The organism is Flavobacterium limicola (assembly GCF_003634755.1).
GTDB classification, from domain to species: Bacteria; Bacteroidota; Bacteroidia; order Flavobacteriales; family Flavobacteriaceae; genus Flavobacterium; species Flavobacterium limicola.
In genome coordinates this window covers 83908-101852 of the sequence record NZ_RBXA01000002.1, presented here as the reverse complement: position 1 = coordinate 101852, position 17945 = coordinate 83908, and the positions used below count along the sequence as shown (strand labels likewise).

Annotated in this window: 20 protein-coding genes; 11 read left to right on the top strand and 9 right to left on the bottom strand. The window is 34.4% G+C overall.

Features of this window, described 5'->3' with window-relative positions; genetic code table 11:
• The first annotated feature begins 122 nt into the window (after window positions 1-122).
• Window positions 123-1313 carry a BaiN/RdsA family NAD(P)/FAD-dependent oxidoreductase gene (locus BC952_RS07765; RefSeq protein ID WP_121365068.1) on the top strand — a complete coding sequence of 397 codons (1191 nt, stop codon included), beginning with the start codon at window positions 123-125 and terminating at the stop codon, window positions 1311-1313.
• Between the two features lie 78 nt (window positions 1314-1391).
• Here the strand turns inward: BC952_RS07765 and BC952_RS07760 are convergent, their stop codons facing one another.
• The 7 genes from BC952_RS07760 to nadC form a co-directional block, all read right to left on the bottom strand.
• Window positions 1392-1775, bottom strand: a complete 384-nt coding sequence (locus BC952_RS07760) for a DUF3037 domain-containing protein (RefSeq protein ID WP_121365067.1) — start codon at window positions 1773-1775, stop codon at window positions 1392-1394.
• Window positions 1753-2547, bottom strand: a complete 795-nt coding sequence (locus tag BC952_RS07755; RefSeq protein ID WP_121365066.1) for a HipA family kinase — start codon at window positions 2545-2547, stop codon at window positions 1753-1755. Before BC952_RS07755 ends, BC952_RS07760 begins: the two co-directional genes overlap by 23 nt.
• A gap of 77 nt (window positions 2548-2624) precedes the next feature.
• Window positions 2625-3479, bottom strand: coding sequence for an NAD(P)H-hydrate dehydratase (locus BC952_RS07750; RefSeq protein WP_121365065.1), 855 nt, complete (start codon window positions 3477-3479; stop codon window positions 2625-2627).
• 84 nt (window positions 3480-3563) lie between these two features.
• The gene (gene priA, locus BC952_RS07745; RefSeq protein WP_121365064.1) at window positions 3564-6029 is read right to left on the bottom strand and encodes a replication restart helicase PriA; all 2466 of its coding nucleotides are present in this window, start codon (window positions 6027-6029) and stop codon (window positions 3564-3566) included.
• 76 nt (window positions 6030-6105) lie between these two features.
• Window positions 6106-6534: a DUF2147 domain-containing protein gene (locus BC952_RS07740; RefSeq protein ID WP_121365063.1), complete on the bottom strand. Its 429-nt coding sequence runs from the start codon at window positions 6532-6534 to the stop codon at window positions 6106-6108.
• 120 nt (window positions 6535-6654) lie between these two features.
• On the bottom strand, window positions 6655-7563 hold the full coding sequence (locus BC952_RS07735; protein ID WP_121365062.1) for a YihY/virulence factor BrkB family protein: 909 nt from the start codon (window positions 7561-7563) through the stop codon (window positions 6655-6657).
• Window positions 7560-8417 (bottom strand): carboxylating nicotinate-nucleotide diphosphorylase, encoded by an 858-nt coding sequence (gene nadC / locus BC952_RS07730; RefSeq protein WP_121365526.1) that lies wholly within the window; start codon window positions 8415-8417, stop codon window positions 7560-7562. The genes BC952_RS07735 and nadC overlap by 4 nt, the downstream gene beginning before the upstream one ends.
• A gap of 285 nt (window positions 8418-8702) precedes the next feature.
• On the opposite strand from nadC, the gene BC952_RS07725 reads away from it, so the two are divergent.
• The 3 genes from BC952_RS07725 to rlmH all read left to right on the top strand — a co-directional run bounded on the left by BC952_RS07725 (window position 8703) and on the right by rlmH (window position 10408).
• A complete protein-coding gene (locus BC952_RS07725) occupies window positions 8703-9185 on the top strand; it encodes a hypothetical protein (RefSeq protein ID WP_121365061.1) in 483 nt (160 codons plus the stop codon).
• Between the two features lie 139 nt (window positions 9186-9324).
• Window positions 9325-9816, top strand: coding sequence for a CIA30 family protein (locus tag BC952_RS07720; RefSeq protein ID WP_121365060.1), 492 nt, complete (start codon window positions 9325-9327; stop codon window positions 9814-9816).
• 118 nt (window positions 9817-9934) lie between these two features.
• Window positions 9935-10408 carry a 23S rRNA (pseudouridine(1915)-N(3))-methyltransferase RlmH gene (rlmH, locus tag BC952_RS07715; protein ID WP_114753979.1) on the top strand — a complete coding sequence of 158 codons (474 nt, stop codon included), beginning with the start codon at window positions 9935-9937 and terminating at the stop codon, window positions 10406-10408.
• 32 nt (window positions 10409-10440) lie between these two features.
• Here the strand turns inward: rlmH and BC952_RS07710 are convergent, their stop codons facing one another.
• Both BC952_RS07710 and folP read right to left on the bottom strand, forming a co-directional pair.
• Window positions 10441-11073 (bottom strand): hypothetical protein, encoded by a 633-nt coding sequence (locus tag BC952_RS07710; protein WP_121365059.1) that lies wholly within the window; start codon window positions 11071-11073, stop codon window positions 10441-10443.
• Window positions 11074-11075: 2 nt separating this feature from the next.
• A complete protein-coding gene (gene folP / locus BC952_RS07705) occupies window positions 11076-11900 on the bottom strand; it encodes a dihydropteroate synthase (protein WP_121365058.1) in 825 nt (274 codons plus the stop codon).
• 88 nt (window positions 11901-11988) lie between these two features.
• On the opposite strand from folP, the gene BC952_RS07700 reads away from it, so the two are divergent.
• The 7 genes from BC952_RS07700 to BC952_RS07670 all read left to right on the top strand — a co-directional run bounded on the left by BC952_RS07700 (window position 11989) and on the right by BC952_RS07670 (window position 17944).
• Complete coding sequence (locus BC952_RS07700; protein WP_121365057.1) at window positions 11989-12537, top strand: DUF1599 domain-containing protein; 549 nt, start codon at window positions 11989-11991, stop codon at window positions 12535-12537.
• Window positions 12538-12637: 100 nt separating this feature from the next.
• Complete coding sequence (locus tag BC952_RS07695) at window positions 12638-13738, top strand: BT_3928 family protein (RefSeq protein WP_121365056.1); 1101 nt, start codon at window positions 12638-12640, stop codon at window positions 13736-13738.
• A 229-nt stretch (window positions 13739-13967) separates the two neighbouring features.
• Entirely contained in the window at window positions 13968-14462 is a 495-nt protein-coding gene (locus BC952_RS07690; protein WP_121365055.1) for a TlpA family protein disulfide reductase, read from the top strand.
• 72 nt (window positions 14463-14534) lie between these two features.
• On the top strand, window positions 14535-15287 hold the full coding sequence (gene tpiA, locus BC952_RS07685; protein WP_121365054.1) for a triose-phosphate isomerase: 753 nt from the start codon (window positions 14535-14537) through the stop codon (window positions 15285-15287).
• Window positions 15288-15396: 109 nt separating this feature from the next.
• Window positions 15397-16257 carry a 50S ribosomal protein L11 methyltransferase gene (gene prmA / locus BC952_RS07680; RefSeq protein WP_121365053.1) on the top strand — a complete coding sequence of 287 codons (861 nt, stop codon included), beginning with the start codon at window positions 15397-15399 and terminating at the stop codon, window positions 16255-16257.
• 45 nt (window positions 16258-16302) lie between these two features.
• Complete coding sequence (locus BC952_RS07675; RefSeq protein ID WP_121365052.1) at window positions 16303-16578, top strand: ATP-dependent Clp protease adaptor ClpS; 276 nt, start codon at window positions 16303-16305, stop codon at window positions 16576-16578.
• 94 nt (window positions 16579-16672) lie between these two features.
• A complete protein-coding gene (locus BC952_RS07670) occupies window positions 16673-17944 on the top strand; it encodes a sterol desaturase family protein (RefSeq protein WP_121365051.1) in 1272 nt (423 codons plus the stop codon).
• Window position 17945: the final 1 nt, after the last annotated feature.

Genomic DNA, 17945 nt, shown 5'->3' with positions numbered 1-17945 from the left:
CGACCCCAAAGCTGCAGATACGTAAATGGAAAAAGGAATTTTCTGCTTTGGGGTTACGCCCAATCCCTAATATAAAATCCAATATCAGGGAATATGGGTAAAACAAAACCTATTTTTGTGCTGTGAAAAAATCAGTTTCAATTATTGGAGGAGGACCCGCAGCACTTATACTTGCTGCATTATTGGATTGTAATAAATTCAAGGTTACCATCTACGAGAAAAACAAAACACTGGGGAGAAAATTTCTGGTGGCCGGAAAAGGAGGATTTAATCTAACGCATTCAGAACCAATTAGAGAACTGATTGCACGCTATACACCACCTCATTTTCTGGAAAAAGCACTCCTTGATTTTGACAACGAAGACTTTAGACAGTGGATTGATTCGATTGGTATTCCAACCTACATCGGCAGTAGCAAACGCGTGTATCCTGAAAGTGGTATCAAACCTATTACTGTTCTCAACGCAATTCTAAATGTTCTGGATAAGCAAGGTGTCGCGATTGAATACCAACAGACTTGGAAAGGTTGGACGAATGAAAATGACATTGTTTTCAATACCGATACAACAATAAAATCCGACTACACCATTTTTGCGATGGGCGGCGGGAGCTGGAAAGTCACCGGTTCAGACGGTTCTTGGCTTAATTTATTCGAAAGCGAAAGTATTCCTATATTTCCTTTTCAATCTTCGAATTGTGCGTATCGCGTGAACTGGCCGGAAGATTTTATCTTGGAACATGAAGGCAGTCCGCTTAAAAACATTGCGATTAGCTGTTTGAATAAAAAGCAAAAAGGCGAAGCGGTCATCACACGTTTCGGTTTAGAAGGCAATGCTATTTATGCGCTTAGTCCACAAATTCGTCAAGAATTGGAGAGCCAGCAAAAAGCTACAATTTTCCTAGACCTGAAACCAACCTTGCGTTATGAAGATTTGCTTCAAAAGATTAAAAAATCAACTTTTAAAAAGACCAGTGAAACATTACAGAAAGAAGTAAAATTGAGTCCTGCACAGATTGGACTTTTGAAAAAATACCTTTCCAAAGAAACTTATTTGAATCCGCAGTTATTGGCTCAAAACATAAAAAAACTACCTATTGAAATTACCGATACTAGCCTTTTGAACGATGCCATATCCACAACAGGCGGTATTCAACTGAGTGCTGTGGATGAAAATTTCCAACTAAAAAATAAAAAAAGTAATTATTGTATTGGTGAAATGCTTGACTGGGATGCGCCTACCGGTGGTTATTTGCTGCAGGCTTGCTTTAGTATGGGCATGCATCTTGCGCGTCACCTGAATAAAGTTCCTTAATTTTTTATATTCTATTGTCGACTGCAAAAAAGTATTCTGTTTTTGAGAAATGACTTTCCAACAGTTTTTAAAATTTATTTACAATACCATTTCTTCAAACAAGCGTTGTGTGGTTTGTTCCAGATCATCACACAATCCCGGATGTGGTCTTGAGGTTTGAATGGCAGAGCTGCGAAGCGCTGTCAACCAACGGAAACGCGATGGAATGTCAAATTGCCCTATGGGTCCACCAGATTTTTCTCCATGCGCCACTTTTGCAAATGCCTGTACATTTAAATGCAGTTGTTCCACATCCAAATCATCAGAAAAAAGTTGGAGTTTGGAATCATTAACCGAATGTAAAACCTTAATAAACTTTGCTTTTTTACAAAAAAGAATAATACCCACATTGAGGAATTCTTCGCGTTCCACCCTTGGCACAACACGGATTACGGCATACTCATATAAGTGCTTCTCTTGCATTTTGTGCTTCGTTTATAAAAATTTCGGAATGATTTAAACGTGTGGATAAAAACTGAAAATAGACTTCCCGAATGGCTTCGGGAGTTTCATCGGTATCTTCCCAATGAAGCCATACTTCCGGAATCAGATTTACGATATTCTGCAATATATCCTCAGATAATATTTTTTTGAAATTTGCGTCTGTTTCTGGCAACAAAGAAGCTTGAGGCAACAATACATGGTCTTTTATCAATGCAAAAGGGCTTTGTGCGTGCTTTTCCCAATTGGTCCAAGAATGATGAAAATAAAAACTTGCTCCATGATCGATAAGCCATAATTCTTTATGCCAAATCAACATATTGGTGTTTCTAAACGTTCTGTCCACGTTTGTAATAAAAGCATCTAACCAAACAATTTGGGAAGCCAATTTTGGATCAACCACAGTAACAACTGGATCAAAATTGATAGCTCCCGATAAATAATGTAAAGCCAAATTCAGTCCTTGACTCCCTTGAAGCAAGTCCTGAATTTCTTCGTCGGCTTCACTGCGTCCAAAAGCTTCGTCAAGATTCGCAAAAACGAGTTCGGGCATTTTCAGATTTAAAACACGGGCAATTTCTCCGCCTATTAATTCTGCAATTAAGGCTTTTACACCGTGTCCGGCACCTTTGAATTTCAAGACATATTTAAAATCATCATCGGCTTCAGCGAGCGCAGGCAAAGAACCGCCTTCCCGCAAAGGAGTGATGTATCGCGTAACATTTACGGTTCTAAGATGGGGTGTTTTTTCCATAATCGAATTGGATAAAGCAATTTTGCTTGGATACAAACTTACAAATAAGTGGTGTAAAATTCATTTAGGAGCGCTATTTACTCCAATTTTTCTAAACTCAGAAAGGCTTTCCCAATATTCGCAATCACATCTGAAGCGATGAACGATTGATAACCAGTTTCCGGTAGCGCGATATCAGCGGTTAATCCGTGAAGATACATGCCAAGAATTGCAGCGCTGATGGGTTCATAGGATTGCGCTAACAAACTCGTAATCATTCCAGTCAAAACATCGCCAGTTCCCGCAGTAGCAAGCGCAGCGTTTCCGGTGGCGTTTTCATAAACGGTTTCGCCATCGATGATTCGGGTGGGTGCGCCTTTCATTACTATTATAATTTCATACTGTTTGGAGAAAGAGATTGCTTTACTCATTTTCTCTTCTTCGGAATCCCATTTTCCTATTAATCGTTCCAGTTCTTTAGGATGTGGCGTGATAATCGTTTTGGGTTGTACTAAAGCTAATAATTTTTTATTTTTAGAGATTATATTCAATGCATCAGCATCTATTACTAAAGGAATTCTATTCCTTTTCAAAAATTGATACAAAGCATTTTGGGTTTCTACTGCCTGACCTAGTCCAGGACCAATTCCGATAGCTTGCGGTGTAATGTCGAAAGTAATATTGGAGATTATTCCCTCATTGACATCCGTGAAAACCATGACTTCAGGAATCGCGGTTTGCAGTATACTGTACCCACATCTTGGAATAAAAACAGTGACCAATCCGCAACCAGTTTTCAAACAAGCTTTGGAAGATAAACTTACTGCTCCTATTTTGCCATAACTTCCGCCAATGATTAAAGCATGTCCTTGAATTCCTTTATGCGTATGTTTATCAGGTTGTTTATAGCGTTTCAGGATTTCGTTTTGGTCAATGTAAATTGGATTTGTCATGGAAATTTGTTTGTTTAAAATTACGAATTTAAAATCTCAAATAGAAATTCCGTTTGATTCTTTTCTTATCCAAGACATAATTTCTCAATAGAAATCTACATTCAAAGTAACTTTTATAGCTCTGTACTTAGCAACCGCTTCAAAACTATTCAGCATTTTCTGAATAGTTTTTTTTGTGTTTCCAATAGACACATTTTGAGGAATTTTGATAATAATCGTACGGATATATTCATTTCTAATTCTGCTGATTGCCGGTTCTTCAGGTCCTAAAACTGGCATATCCAAGTTCTGGCTCATCACTTGGTACAACCACATGGAACCTTCTTTCAACTTATCATAATCACGCTGTTTCAAAGTCAGCTTTATGATTCTGAAATACGGAGGGTATTTATATATTTGTCGGTCATACAATTGTTCCTTATACATTCCTAAATAATCATTATTAGTGACTTGTTGTATGGTATTGTGATTCGGATTATAGGTTTGTATGATTACTTTTCCTTGTTTTTCTGAACGCCCCGCTCTTCCGGCAACTTGAGTCATCATTTGGAAACTTCTCTCAAAAGCCCTGAAATCAGGATGGTACAACATATTATCCGCATTCATAATTCCTACTAAACTCACATTATCAAAGTCTAATCCTTTAGCAAGCATTTGAGTACCCACGAGAATATCCATTACTCTGTTTTTGAAACTATCAATGATTTTTTCGAAACCAAATTTTCCTCGTGTCGTATCCTGATCCATTCTCCCTATTTTTGAATTTGGAAAAATAGAAATCAATTCTTGTTCGATTTGTTCCGTTCCAAAGCCTTTGGTAGTCAAATCAATACTCGAACACGCGTGACAATGCGTAGGTTTTGCCATGGTGTACCCACAATAATGACAACGCAACTGGTTTTTATGTTTGTGATACGTCAAACTTACATCGCATTGCTGGCATTGTGGTATGTGACCGCAAGTGATACACTCTACAACTGGTGAATATCCTCTACGGTTTTGAAATAAAATTACTTGTTCTCCTAAAGACAATGCGTTTGTAATTTCTTCGATTAAAACATCGCTGAAATGTCCGGTCATTTTTTTACGGAAGTATTTGTCTTTCAAATCCACCAATTCGATATTGGGCATCATTACGTTACCAAAACGCTTGGAAATTTCCACCAGACCAAATTTATCAGATTTGGCATTAAAATACGTTTCTATACTTGGCGTAGCTGAACCCAAAAGCACTTTTGCCTTGTGCGAATGTGCCAAAACTATAGCCGCATCTCGTGCATGATATCTTGGAGCCGGATCTACTTGCTTGAAGGTTTGTTCGTGCTCTTCGTCTATAATTATGAATCCCAAATCATGAAATGGCAAAAATAAAGCGGACCTCGCTCCTATTACCACTTGTGCTTTCTCCGATTTTTGCAAGACTTGATTCCAAACCTCGATACGTTCATTATTATTGTATTTCGAATGAAAAACAGCCACTTTATTTCCAAAATACGCCCTTAAACGCCCCACTAATTGAGTCGTCAAAGCGATTTCAGGTAGTAAATACAGGATTTGTTTTCCTGTTTCCAAATATTCTTCAATGAGTTTGATATAAATCTCGGTCTTTCCGCTGGAAGTTACGCCATGCAACAAACACACTTCTTTTTGAGCGAAACTTTCTTTAATCTCGTCAAAAGCGTTTTGCTGATCCGGGCTTAATCGCAGTTCACCTTCGATAATTTTCCCATTGAAATTTACTCGGTCTTCCTGAAGAAAATAATCCTCGAATATTTCTTTTTCGATTAACGCTTTTACAATCGCAGCAGAAGAATTAGCTTCCTCAATTAGTTTTTTTACGGTTATGGGTTTAGCTACGCCTTGAGTCTTTTCTGTAGCGCACAATTGGAAATAACGCATTACGATTTCCTTTTGCTTAGTAGCATTTTTTAATATTTCCAATAACTCGCCTAAGCCTTGATTGGATTCATATTTAGGATGTAACCTTACGTATCGAACTAACTTAGGTTTATAGCTTTCTTGTATTTCCTCCTGAAGTACCAAAATATTCTTATCGACCAGTTTTTGAATAACAGGAAAGATATTTTTCTTGTTTAAAATAGCAATAATATCTTGGACTTTTAGAGAACTTTGCTGCTGCAAGGCTTCATAAACCAGAAACTCATCATCAGAAAGAATACTGGTATCAATAAATGAATCGGTTTTTTGAGAAATAAGGGTTTCGCTTTCCAGCAAAAGTGTACTTGGCATGGCGCCACGATACACATCCCCAATGGCACACATATAATAAGAAGCAATCCATTGCCAATGTGCAATTTGGATTTCAGTTACAATGGGTCTTTCATCCAGAATTTGATGAATTTCCTTGGCTTCGTATAATGCGGGTTTGTTTTGATGAATTTCAATAACTAAAGCCGTATAAATTTTACTTTTCCCAAAAGGAACCGCCACCCGCATTCCTTTTTTGATGTAATGAAATTCCGTTTCGGAAACACTATAGGTAAAGGTTTTGGCTAGGGAAAGTGGTAAAATTACTTCGACGAAATACATTTAATCGTAATTAAGAGTTATGAGTTGTGAGCTATGCTTAGTTTTTTACTTTGAACTCATAACTCTTAATTTATAATTATTTTACTCTATTCCAGGTTTGAGTTCTTCCAAATAAAGCTACGCCAATATACCCTCGAACATTGAGTTTGTCATTTCCGTCCAAAGCTAAAAAGCATTTGTATTGTTTCCCCGTAGTTGGGTCAAGAATTTTTCCTGAGTTGTACTCTTTACCATCTTTTTTTAATCCTTTGATGATAACAAGTCCCATAACCGGTTTGTTTTTTTCCTCACCTGAACATGCAGTACACAAGCTTTTTTTCTTTTCAACATCTATTATGTCAATTATTTTTCCATAAACTTTTCCGGAACGCTCATAAATTTCAACAATTGATTTGGCTTTGCCTGTCTCATCGTCAATCGTTTTCCACTTCCCGAAAACAGTTTGATTTTGACCATAAAAAGCCATTGAAATAAATAAGGACAGAATAGTAATACTTTTTTTCATAGTTTTTGTTTTAGCCCTGATAGTAGTGGAAATCCTTTTCTTTATTTCTTTAAAAAAGAAAAGATTGTAACGAATAGCAGGAAATAGCTCCTAATTCTGAAACTATTTTAATTTAATAATTTACTCTTTTTTAATTTTTAGTTTATTTACAGTGGCGTTCAATTCAAACCCCAACAGCAATATCATACAGTTGATCCAAATGTAAAACATCAGAATCAATAATGTGCCTATTGATCCATATAATTCATTGTATTGTGAAAATTTTGTGACCCAAATACCAAAAAAATATGAATCCAAAATAATCAAAATGGTTGTGAAAACTGAACCTATCGAGATAAATGCGCGGTTTTTGTCGTGTTTTGTACCAAATTTGAAAAGTATCGAAGTGGTCATCAGAATCATCAAAATAACAAAAGCATAACGGCCAATTACGATTAATTGAATTTGATCACTAAAAACTGTTTTTTGAATCAAAACCTCAAAAACTACGATTATTGCCACTGTCACTAATAACAGTAAGGACAGTAATAACGACATTCCCAAGGCAACTACATATTGACGCACAAAACCTCTTTTGATAAGCACATGACGAGAGGTTTCAAAACCTCCTAAAATTCCATTTAAACCATTAGCCATCAGGAAAATCGATAATATAAATCCCGAGGACAATAATCCGGAATCACTATTATTCAGAATATCACTGATGATTTTGTAAATAGCATCGTAGGTATTTGGCGGCACTCCGTCCTTGACAAATAACAAAAAATCTTCTTGAAAACCTTCAATAGGGATGAATGGAATTAAATTTAGAATGAATAAGGCAAATGGAAATAATGCCATGAAAAAACTAAATGCTATAGCACTGGCGTGATAGGTTAAGGCGCTTTCTACTATTCCTAAGCCATATATTTCAATTAAATCATACAAAGACAAGCCTTGTAACCAAGGTAGTTTTATCTTTTTTAAACCAAACATAAGATTCCGTATAATTGGAATTCTTCGTAGTTTCAATTCAATTTCTTTACTCATAATGCTTTCAAGCTCAAATCCATGTTGTATACGGAATGCGTCAACGCGCCCGAAGAAATATAATTTACACCACATTCCGCGTAGTTCCGAATCGTATTTTCGTTAATATTTCCGGAGGATTCTGTCAAGCATTTTGTACCAATTAAAGCTACTGCTTTTTTAGTATCCTCAAAATTGAAGTTGTCTATTAAAATTCTGAAAACGCCTTCGCTCTTCAGAATTTCTTCAATCTCATGCAAATTTCTGGCCTCGACAATGATTTTTAAATCCAGATTATTTTCTTTAAGATATGCTTTTGTTTTGGCTATCGCCAAAGTGATTCCGCCGGCAAAATCATTATGGTTGTCCTTGAGCATTATCATGTCATACAACGCAAACCTATGGTTTTCGCCTCCGCCAATTTTGACTGCCCATTTCTCACAAGCTCTAAATCCTGGTGTTGTTTTGCGTGTGTCTAGAATTTTAGTAGTTGTTCCCTCTAATAAACGAACATATTCCTTAGTTTTAGTTGCAATCGCTGACATTCTTTGCATTGAATTCAAAACTACACGTTCTGATTTCAAAATGGATTGTGAACTTCCTGATACATGAAAAACGATGTCACCTTTTTTTACCGGAGTTCCATCCTGAATAAAAGTTTCAATTTGCAAATTAGGATCTACATATTCAAAAACCATTTTAGCGAAAGCTACACCAGCAATAATACCGTCTTCCTTGACCAATAATTTTGCTTTTCCTGATGCAGATACCGGAATGCAAGCTAATGAACTGTAATCGCCTGGTCCAACATCTTCTCGTATCGCGTTTTGTATTAGTATATCTAACTCGTTTTTAAACTGTATATCGCTGATCATTTTTATAGGAAATTTATAGGATGCTAAAGTAAGATATATTTTGTGTAATTGAAAATTTGTAGGCTTGGTTCTTTGGAAAAAAGAAGCAAACAAATCTATTTCATTAAAAAAAAACTGCAACTGAAAGATCAAAGTCCAGAGAATTATTCAGTTCTTAAATACAATTTTAACTTTAAACATTGACTACATACTATCCGGAAATCTATATTTAAAAATCAATTGTTTTATTTAGGGCATTATTATTTAAAATCTTATATTTGAATTTAGTAATTAAAAACACTTTTTATGAAATCTTTTTTAGGTCTACTTTTTATATCATCATTACTTTTGACTTCCTGTAAAAAAGAAGTAGAAACACCAAATAACACTACACCAACAAATATCGTTCCTTTCACGGAAGTTGGTAAACAGATGCAGAATCAACAAGCTCTGACCGCTACTCAGTCTCAGCAAAATGCAAATATTACAAATCAGAACACTGCAGTAACAACCTCAGGTGCAATTGCAAAAGGAACGAATCCTGCTCATGGTCAATCTGGGCATCGTTGTGATATCCCAGTTGGAGCACCATTAAATTCTCCGGCGGCTACTACTCCAGCAACTCCACAACAAAACAAACCTGTCCCCGCTGCTACTGTTACAACGACTACTGCCTCAACTGTTGCAACTACTGCTCCAACAACTCCTACTCCAGAAGGGATGAATCCGCCACATGGTCAAGAAAATCATCGATGTGATATAGCCGTGGGTGCGCCATTACCGAAATAGAAATTGAAATGATTCATCAAAATAAAAACTGGCGTAAATTCTAAAGAGTTTACGCCAGTTTTAGTTTTTTGGACTAATGCTATTTTAAAAATAAAACAAAAACTTTCTAGAAAAAAAATAATTTACAAACCCTACAAAAATGAATGCCATAAAAATTTTTGATTTTAATTTAAATAGCGACTTAAGCAAGTGGAAAGTTGTAAATGACGCTGTAATGGGCGGAATATCCGAAAGTAAATTTTATCTCAATACAAATGGAATTGGGACTTTTGAAGGCAAAGTTTCTTTAGAAAATAATGGTGGATTTTGTGCTGTAAAATATGTTTTTGCTCCATTGATTTTAAAAGATGCTACACATTTTTGCATTCGGCTTAAAGGAGATGGTAAACAATATCAATTTAGAGTCAAGACCCATCGAACTGATTCCCATTCGTATGTGTTTCCTTTTCAAACTACCACAGATTGGCAAACGATTGAAATTCCAATCACGGAATTGTATCCTGCATTCAGAGGACAAAAATTAAATCTGCCTAATTATGACGGTTCTCATTTAGAAGAAATCACTTTTCTGATAGGTAATAAAAAAGAAGAGACATTTCGATTGCTAATTGATAATATTGAGGTAAAATAAATTATTATTCTAGCTTTTTCTTTACAAACTTAAAGTCATTTTATTAATTTCTACCAAAGAAAAAGACACATTAAAACTGTTAATTTCTCTATCTTTGCGCCTCTGAAATCCAACAAAAATGAACATCAAATTAATTGCTATCGGTAAAACTGATAACAAAGCCTTACAATCTTTAATAGACGATTATACCAAACGTTTGTCTTTTTATATCAAGTTCGATTTAGATATTATTCCTGATATCAAAAACGTAAAAAACTTATCGGAAAGCCAACAAAAAGAAAAAGAAGGCGAATTGATTTTAGCAAAAATTACGCCGACAGACCAGCTTATTTTGTTGGACGAAAATGGAAAAAACTTTTCAAGTGTAGGCTTTTCAGAAGAATTACAAAAGAAAATGAACTCCGGAGTAAAGACTTTAGTTTTCGTTATTGGCGGTCCTTACGGATTTTCGGATACTGTTTATGCTAAAGCACAAGGAAAAATATCGCTGTCTTTAATGACTTTTTCGCATCAAATGGTTCGATTGTTTTTTATCGAACAATTGTATCGCGGCTTTACCATTTTAAGAAACGAACCGTATCATCACCAGTAATTATTTTGTTTAAAGTTTTCTTTGTTTAAAGTTTAGTAAATAAATTCTTCTTGTTTTATATTAAATTCCGAAGATGGCAACTTTAAACTATTTATAAAAATTTTATCTTGAATGTAACTTCCAAAAGTTGTGTTTTTATCAAAGCAAAAAACATACTGGTTTGATGTACTACTCGGAAGTTTATTCAAATAGGTTTGCAACTCTTCTTGTTTTACCAAAGTATCATCCACTAAAACTTCATTGTTTTTGGTAAAAAATACAACAACTCCTGACTTTGGTTTTTCTAGTTTGTAATACACATTAGTAAAAGGAATAAAGGCTAAGTTTTTCCCAATCGTATCAGCGTACGAATAATAATTTTCGGCTTTTTCATTCTTGTGTGCTTTTTCTTCGCGCTTCTTTTGTTGCAACTTAATAATTTCTGGAATTGCAAGTCGTAATTGCAAACGTTTATCAACATTTAGAATCCAATTGGTAGAAATAATACTGTTTTTCCGGTTTACTTCAGCCACAGTATCCTTCCCTTTTGTTCTGAAAAAAATATAGATTGGTGAAAGATCATTTACATTTTTGACAATTGAAATATTGGCTTTTGGTAATAAAATGTCTTCCTTGTTACCACAAGAAAACAAAGCAAAAAGAACAATCAGAGTAAAATATTTCATCTTTATAAATTGATTTTATTGAATAATGTAACGCATTCCATAGCTTCTTTTACATCGTGAACACGAAGGATTTTTGCTCCTTTGGTCAATGCCAAAGTATTCAAAACTGTAGTTCCGTTTAATGCATTTTCTATTGTAGTATCAAGCGTTTTATAAATCATGGATTTTCTGGAAATTCCAACAAGAAGCGGGAGTTCTAATATATTAAATAATTCCATTTTTTGAAAAACTTCATAATTTTGAGTTATTGTTTTGGCAAAGCCAAAACCCGGATCGATAATCAAATCATTTATTCCAAAACTTCTGGCCATAGCCACTTTCTCCGAAAAATAGAACAACATTTCTTTTACAATATCATCATAATCCGTGAGTGTTTGCATCGTTTGCGGATTACCTCGCATGTGCATCATAATATAAGGAACATTGTATTTTGCAATTATCTCCAGCATTTTATCATCCAAATTTCCGGCTGAAATATCATTGATTATAGCCGCGCCGCTTTCAATCGAAGCTTTGGCTACTTGACTTCTAAAGGTGTCAATTGAGATTATGGTTTCTGGAAAATGTTTTAAAATCAAATTTACAACTGGAACAATTCTCGAAATTTCTTCTTGTTCCGAGACAAATTCTGCATTTGGTTTACTGGAATAAGCGCCAATATCAATAAAAGTTGCTCCATCAAGGAGCATTTTTTCGACTTGAGAAAGTATTTCTATTTCATTTTTATACTTTCCTCCATCAAAAAAAGAGTTGGGAGTCACATTCAAAATCCCCATTACTTTAGGAGTTGATAAGTCAACAAGTATTCCTTTGCAGTTAATAGTCATTCGTTTACAGTTTTAAAGACTTCAAAATTCGACATTCAAAAAAATTATCTTATTTTTGAAAAAATTTCAAGACAAATATACACCAATAATGAAGAATACTTCAAAGGAATATGATACGGTGATTGCGACTTGTCGTGCACTGTTTATCAACAAAATGAAAGATTACGGATGTGCTTGGCGCATTTTAAGATTGCCTTCATTGACGGATCAAATCTACATTAAAGCCCAAAGAATAAGAAGCTTACAAGAAAATGAAGTTCGCAAAATTGATGAAGATGAAACGGGCGAATTCATCGGGATCATCAATTATTCTATTATGGCATTGATTCAATTGGAATTAGGCGTTGTGGATCAACCTGATTTAAGTGTCGAAAAAGCAACTGAATTATACGATGCCAAAGTTAAATTGACCAAAGATTTAATGGAAGATAAAAATCATGATTATGGGGAAGCTTGGCGCGAAATGCGCGTGAGCTCACTAACCGATTTGATTTTACAAAAACTACTTCGTGTCAAACAAATTGAAGACAATAAAGGAAAAACATTAGTTTCTGAAGGAATCGACGCTAATTATCAGGACATGATAAATTACTCGGTTTTTGCTTTAATTTTGATGGGTTTTGGAAATAAACAATAAAAGCAATAACTAAATATGAAATCGCTAGGATTCCAAAATCACAAAATGGAATCAAGAATGGTGATACCATATTCCATTAAAAAACAAATATTATCTTCATATGAAAAATATAATTACTCAATTTTCTAGAATTTTCGTTGGAATCCTATTCATTATCTCCGGATTAATCAAGCTGAATGACCCAATTGGGTTCTCTTATAAATTAGCGGAGTATTTCAGTGAACCCGTTTTTAACATGCCGTTTTTTATTCCATTTGCATTGGGAATCGCTTTGTTTTTAGTAATTCTGGAAGTGGTTCTGGGTATCATGTTACTCATTGGTTACAAAACCAAATTCACTATTTGGAGTTTATTAATCCTGATTGTATTATTTACTTTCCTGACTTTTTATTCCGCTTATTACAATGTGGTAAAAGATTGTGGTTGTTTTGGAGACGCTTTAAAACTTACGCCTTGGCAATCGTTTACTAAGGATATCGTTTTACTTTTCTTTATTCTGATATTATTTTTCAATCAAAAACTAGTAAAACCGTTGTTTAGCAGTAACGTACAAAACATAGTTATTTACGCCAGTATCGTTTTATCCTCGCTTATGGGAGTTTGGGTTTTAAACCATTTACCAATAATAGATTTTAGACCGTTCAAAGTTGGAAATAACATTCAAAAAGGAATGCGAATTCCTGATGGAGCAGAAAAATCTGTGGTGGAAATGGTCTTTATTTACAAAGTGGGCGGTGTCGATAAAGAATTTACTGAAAAAGATTTGATGGCAATTCCGGAAGGCGCTGTATTTGTGGACCGAAAAGACAAAGTCATTACAGAAGGTTACGTTCCTCCTATTCATGATTTTACAATGGAAAAAGACGGTTCTGAATATAAAGATGAATTTTTAGAAGCGTCTAAAGTAATGTTGATTGTAGCATACGATTTAGTAAATGCAGATAAAGATGGTTTAGCTAAAATGGAAAAACTGAGTCTGGAAGCTAAAGCAAAAGGATATAAAGTAATTGGAATGACCTCTTCTACTCCAGAACAAATAGTTGCAGCTAAAAAACAATTTGGGATGACATTTGATTTCTACTTCTGTGACGCCATCACTTTAAAAACGATTGAAAGAGCCAATCCAAGTATTGTAATACTTGAAAAAGGAACTGTAATTCAAAAAGTACATCACAATGACATTGCAGATTTAAAATTTTAAATAAATCATACTGTTCAAAGTCGTAAAGTCTCACAGGAAAACTTTACGACTTAATACTTAACAAGAACAACAAATACATTCTAAATAATCTGGTGAATCCAAATCATTCGATTATTTTCAAACTATAACGATATTGCTTTGTCATTTTCGAATTAAGCTTTCAAAATTTCCTATTCTACATACCTCATTCGAATTGTTTGCTTAACTTTGTTATAAAAACAACTCAAAAATGAAAAGAATAATACTGCTCCTAATTGCTTTTGCAACATTTTCTTGTACAAAAGCACAAAAAACTGAATTCTCCAAAGAAGCTTTATCCGAAACCCTTTTAGCCACTGATGGAAGTCAAGTTGCTTTTCAGGATATTTTAAAAAAACACCAAGGAAAAACATTGGTAATCGAAGTTTGGGCTTCATGGTGTGGTGATTGTGTAAAAGCAATGCCCAAACTAAAAGAATTACAAGCTAATAATCCCGATGTCGCTTACTTGTTTATTTCTATGGATAAAACCGCCGATAAATGGAAAGCCGGAATTGAAAAACACGAATTGAAAGGGGACCATTTCATGGCAAATGACCAAATGAAAGGTGTATTTGCAAAAGCCGTTGATGTCGATTGGATTCCAAGATACATCATCGTAGACAAAACTGGAAAAATAGCATTATACCGCGCTATTGAAACTGATTTTGATAAAATTAACGATACCTTAAAAAGTTTGAAATAATCATTCGCTATATCATTTACGACTGATTCAAAAAAAAAAATTAAAACCAAAAACTAAATATACACAACTAAAATGAGAAAGAAGATTGTTGCCGGAAACTGGAAAATGCATAAAAATGCAGAGCAAACAGAGGATTTATTAAATGAATTAATAGCAAAAATTCCAACAGACACAACTGTTCAAGTTATTGTAGCTCCTACTTTTGTGAACTTAGCTTCCGCTGTAGATCATTTAGAATTTACTAATATTGATGTTGCTGCACAAAACGTTCATGAAGCAGAAGGTGGTGCTTTTACAGGTGAAATCTCTGCAGATATGCTAAAAAGTATTGGTGTAGATATTGTAATTTTAGGTCACTCAGAACGCAGAGCTATTTTTCATGAAACGGATGCTTTGATTGCCAATAAAGTAAATACAGCTTTAGAACATGATATGAGAGTTATTTTTTGCTTTGGAGAAGAATTAAAAGATCGCCAATCAAAAAATCATTTTAATGTGGTAGAAAACCAATTACGAGATGGTTTATTTCATATTGAAGCGAAAGACTGGGAAAATATTGTTTTGGCCTATGAGCCAGTTTGGGCAATAGGAACTGGAGAAACAGCTTCTCCGGAACAAGCCCAGGAAATGCATGAATTTATCAGAGAAACCGTTCGAAAAGCATATGGAAATGATATCGCTGACAATGTATCCATCCTTTATGGCGGAAGCGTAAAACCTGATAATGCAAAAGAAATATTCTCTAAACCAGATGTAGATGGTGGTCTTATTGGAGGAGCAGCACTAAAAGCCGATGATTTTGTAGCAATTATAAATGCTATATAAATTCAAGTTTAGATTATAAAAAAAGCGATGATTGATTTCATCGCTTTTTTTATATGCTAAATTTATCATGAGAATAAAGAGAAATAGTACCTTTGCAAAAAAAATAAGCATGTCAAACATTTATATTGGGTATCATTTTACTATTGAGCCTAAAGACTCGAGCAATAGCGAACAAGCGAAGCAATTAGGTTCTGAAATATTAATAGCAGAATTAGGAGAAAAAGCATTCGAGAGTTTCACAGAAACTGAAACAGGTGTTTCGGCTTTTGTTCAAAAGGATTTATGGGATGAAACTATTTTAGAAGATATTCATATTTTACAATCTGAAGAGTTTACAATCAATTATACATTTGAAGAAATCGAACAAGTAAACTGGAATGAAGAATGGGAAAAGAATTTTGAAGCAATTGATGTTGATGGAAATTGTCATGTACGTGCGCCTTTTCACCCAAAAACGGATGCCGAATTTGATATTGTAATTGAACCAAAAATGAGTTTTGGAACGGGGCATCACGAAACGACACACATGATGATCCAGCATTTATTGGAAATGGATGTTACCGGGATGAAAACATTGGATATGGGCTGCGGAACTGCCATTTTAGCAATACTTGCCGAGATGAAAGGAGCCCAACCAATTGACGCCATTGATATTGATAACTGGTGTTATTTAAATTCTATAGAAAATGCACAACGCAATAATTGCAAACACATTACGGTTTATGAAGGTGAAGCAGCATTACTAGAAGGTAAAAAATACGATTTGATTATTGCTAATATCAATAGAAACATTTTGTTGAACGATATGCAAAGTTATGTAGACAGTTTAAATCCTAATGGAACGCTACTTCTAAGCGGTTTTTATCAGGAAGATATACCATTTATAGATGCTTCTTGTACTGAAAAAGGATTAACGTATGTTAAAAAATTTGAAAGAAACAATTGGGTGTCTTTAAAATATGTAAATTAGTGGTACTGTTTTTTTATTAATTACGAAAGTACAAAAACCTACAAAATGAGTACTAAAGAAAAAGTAAGAGAAAGAGTTAGTGTTAAGGAAGCTATAAGTTTAGACAATGAAATAGTCGTTTACAATGATGATGTAAACACTTTTGATCATGTCATTGAAACTTTGATTCGCGTATGTAATCACACTCCGGAACAAGCAGAACAATGTTCGTTAATCGTACATTATAATGGAAAGTGTACCGTGAAAACAGGTCCTTACGAAAAATTAAAACCTCAATGCAATCAATTATTAGAAGCAGGATTAAATGCAGAGATAATTTAAAAATAATCAGAACTTCCCTTTAAAAAATAAATTACTGTGAATAATTCAAAAACATTCTCTTTTATTCTATATTTGAATAAAAAAAAGTGTTTTTATGGAAGAATACGGTAAAATTTTAGTTTTTGTAATGCCCGTTTTTTTAATATTGATTATCATCGAGAAAATTTATGGGCATTATAAAGGGGAAGATACATCACCTAACATGGATTCCGTTTCGAGTGTAAGCTCCGGAATGGTAAACTCCCTAAAAGATGTTTTGGGACTCAGCATTACGCTGGTTTCCTACGATTGGATCGTATCTAAAATAGCTTTATTCGATCTTCAAGCAACCTTTTTCACCTATTTTATTGGCTTTATTGCTATTGATTTTTACGGATATTGGAGCCATCGTTTGTCTCATCAAATTAATTTTTTATGGAACAAACATGCCATTCATCACAGTAGTGAGGAATTCAATTTGGCTTGTGCCCTACGCCAACCCGTTTCCAGTTTTGTCAATTTGTTTACCTTTTTATTGATTCCGGCGGCTCTTTTAGGAGTTCCCTCCAAAGTAATTGCAATAACTTTACCGATTCATTTATTCCTCCAATTCTGGTATCATACCAAGCACATTAAGAAAATTGGTTTTCTGGAAAACATACTGGTTTCTCCTTCTCACCATAGGGTTCATCACGCCATAAATCCAGAATATATGGACAAGAATCATTCACAAATATTCATTATTTGGGATAAATTGTTTGGTACTTTTCAAGCAGAATTAGAAACTGTTCCGCCTGTTTTTGGAATCACACGACCAGCTAGAACCTGGAATCCCATTCGGATAAATTTTCAGCATTTATGGTTGCTGATTACAGATGCTTGGCGTTCCGAAAACTGGAAAGATAAGTTTACCATTTGGTTTAAACCAACAGGCTGGCGTCCAGAAAATTTTGAAGAAAAATATCCCGTTACCAAAATCACCGATGTCTATAATTTTGAAAAATATGGCGTTCAATATTCTAAAAAACTGATGTACTGGTCCTTATTTCAAGCTATTATTACATTGTTACTTATTAGTTATATGTATAATTCCATAGCAATAATAGGTTTGCCAAATGTATTTATTTACGGCGCATTCATTTTCCTGACCGTTTACAGTTACACGGAATTAATGGATACTCGGAAAATTTCTGTATTCTGGGAAAGTATTCGCTTTGCATTTGGAATTGGGCTAATTCTCTATTTTGGAGATTGGTTTGGAATGGATCAACTCTTTCCTTTTGCAAGTTATGTTGTTGCAGGATATCTTATTTTGTCATTGATAGTAACCATTTATTTTGTCAACAGTAATTTTGAAAAAGAAACAATGATTGTAGCTCAATCTTAAA

Excerpts from the sequence above, each read along its gene's own strand:
- tpiA (WP_121365054.1), top strand. The coding sequence starts at position 14,535 with ATGAGAAAGAAGATTGTTGCCGGAAACTGGAAAATGCATAAAAATGCA.
- BC952_RS07690 (WP_121365055.1), top strand. The coding sequence starts at position 13,968 with ATGAAAAGAATAATACTGCTCCTAATTGCTTTTGCAACATTTTCTTGT.
- BC952_RS07755 (WP_121365066.1), bottom strand. The coding sequence starts at position 2,547 with ATGGAAAAAACACCCCATCTTAGAACCGTAAATGTTACGCGATACATC.
- rlmH (WP_114753979.1), top strand. The coding sequence starts at position 9,935 with ATGAACATCAAATTAATTGCTATCGGTAAAACTGATAACAAAGCCTTA.
- BC952_RS07700 (WP_121365057.1), top strand. The coding sequence starts at position 11,989 with ATGAAGAATACTTCAAAGGAATATGATACGGTGATTGCGACTTGTCGT.
- BC952_RS07670 (WP_121365051.1), top strand. The coding sequence starts at position 16,673 with ATGGAAGAATACGGTAAAATTTTAGTTTTTGTAATGCCCGTTTTTTTA.
- BC952_RS07695 (WP_121365056.1), top strand. The coding sequence starts at position 12,638 with ATGAAAAATATAATTACTCAATTTTCTAGAATTTTCGTTGGAATCCTA.
- BC952_RS07760 (WP_121365067.1), bottom strand. The coding sequence starts at position 1,775 with ATGCAAGAGAAGCACTTATATGAGTATGCCGTAATCCGTGTTGTGCCA.
- BC952_RS07725 (WP_121365061.1), top strand. The coding sequence starts at position 8,703 with ATGAAATCTTTTTTAGGTCTACTTTTTATATCATCATTACTTTTGACT.
- prmA (WP_121365053.1), top strand. The coding sequence starts at position 15,397 with ATGTCAAACATTTATATTGGGTATCATTTTACTATTGAGCCTAAAGAC.
- BC952_RS07675 (WP_121365052.1), top strand. The coding sequence starts at position 16,303 with ATGAGTACTAAAGAAAAAGTAAGAGAAAGAGTTAGTGTTAAGGAAGCT.
- BC952_RS07710 (WP_121365059.1), bottom strand. The coding sequence starts at position 11,073 with ATGAAATATTTTACTCTGATTGTTCTTTTTGCTTTGTTTTCTTGTGGT.
- folP (WP_121365058.1), bottom strand. The coding sequence starts at position 11,900 with ATGACTATTAACTGCAAAGGAATACTTGTTGACTTATCAACTCCTAAA.
- BC952_RS07740 (WP_121365063.1), bottom strand. The coding sequence starts at position 6,534 with ATGAAAAAAAGTATTACTATTCTGTCCTTATTTATTTCAATGGCTTTT.
- BC952_RS07750 (WP_121365065.1), bottom strand. The coding sequence starts at position 3,479 with ATGACAAATCCAATTTACATTGACCAAAACGAAATCCTGAAACGCTAT.
- nadC (WP_121365526.1), bottom strand. The coding sequence starts at position 8,417 with ATGATCAGCGATATACAGTTTAAAAACGAGTTAGATATACTAATACAA.
- BC952_RS07735 (WP_121365062.1), bottom strand. The coding sequence starts at position 7,563 with ATGAGTAAAGAAATTGAATTGAAACTACGAAGAATTCCAATTATACGG.
- BC952_RS07720 (WP_121365060.1), top strand. The coding sequence starts at position 9,325 with ATGAATGCCATAAAAATTTTTGATTTTAATTTAAATAGCGACTTAAGC.
- priA (WP_121365064.1), bottom strand. The coding sequence starts at position 6,029 with ATGTATTTCGTCGAAGTAATTTTACCACTTTCCCTAGCCAAAACCTTT.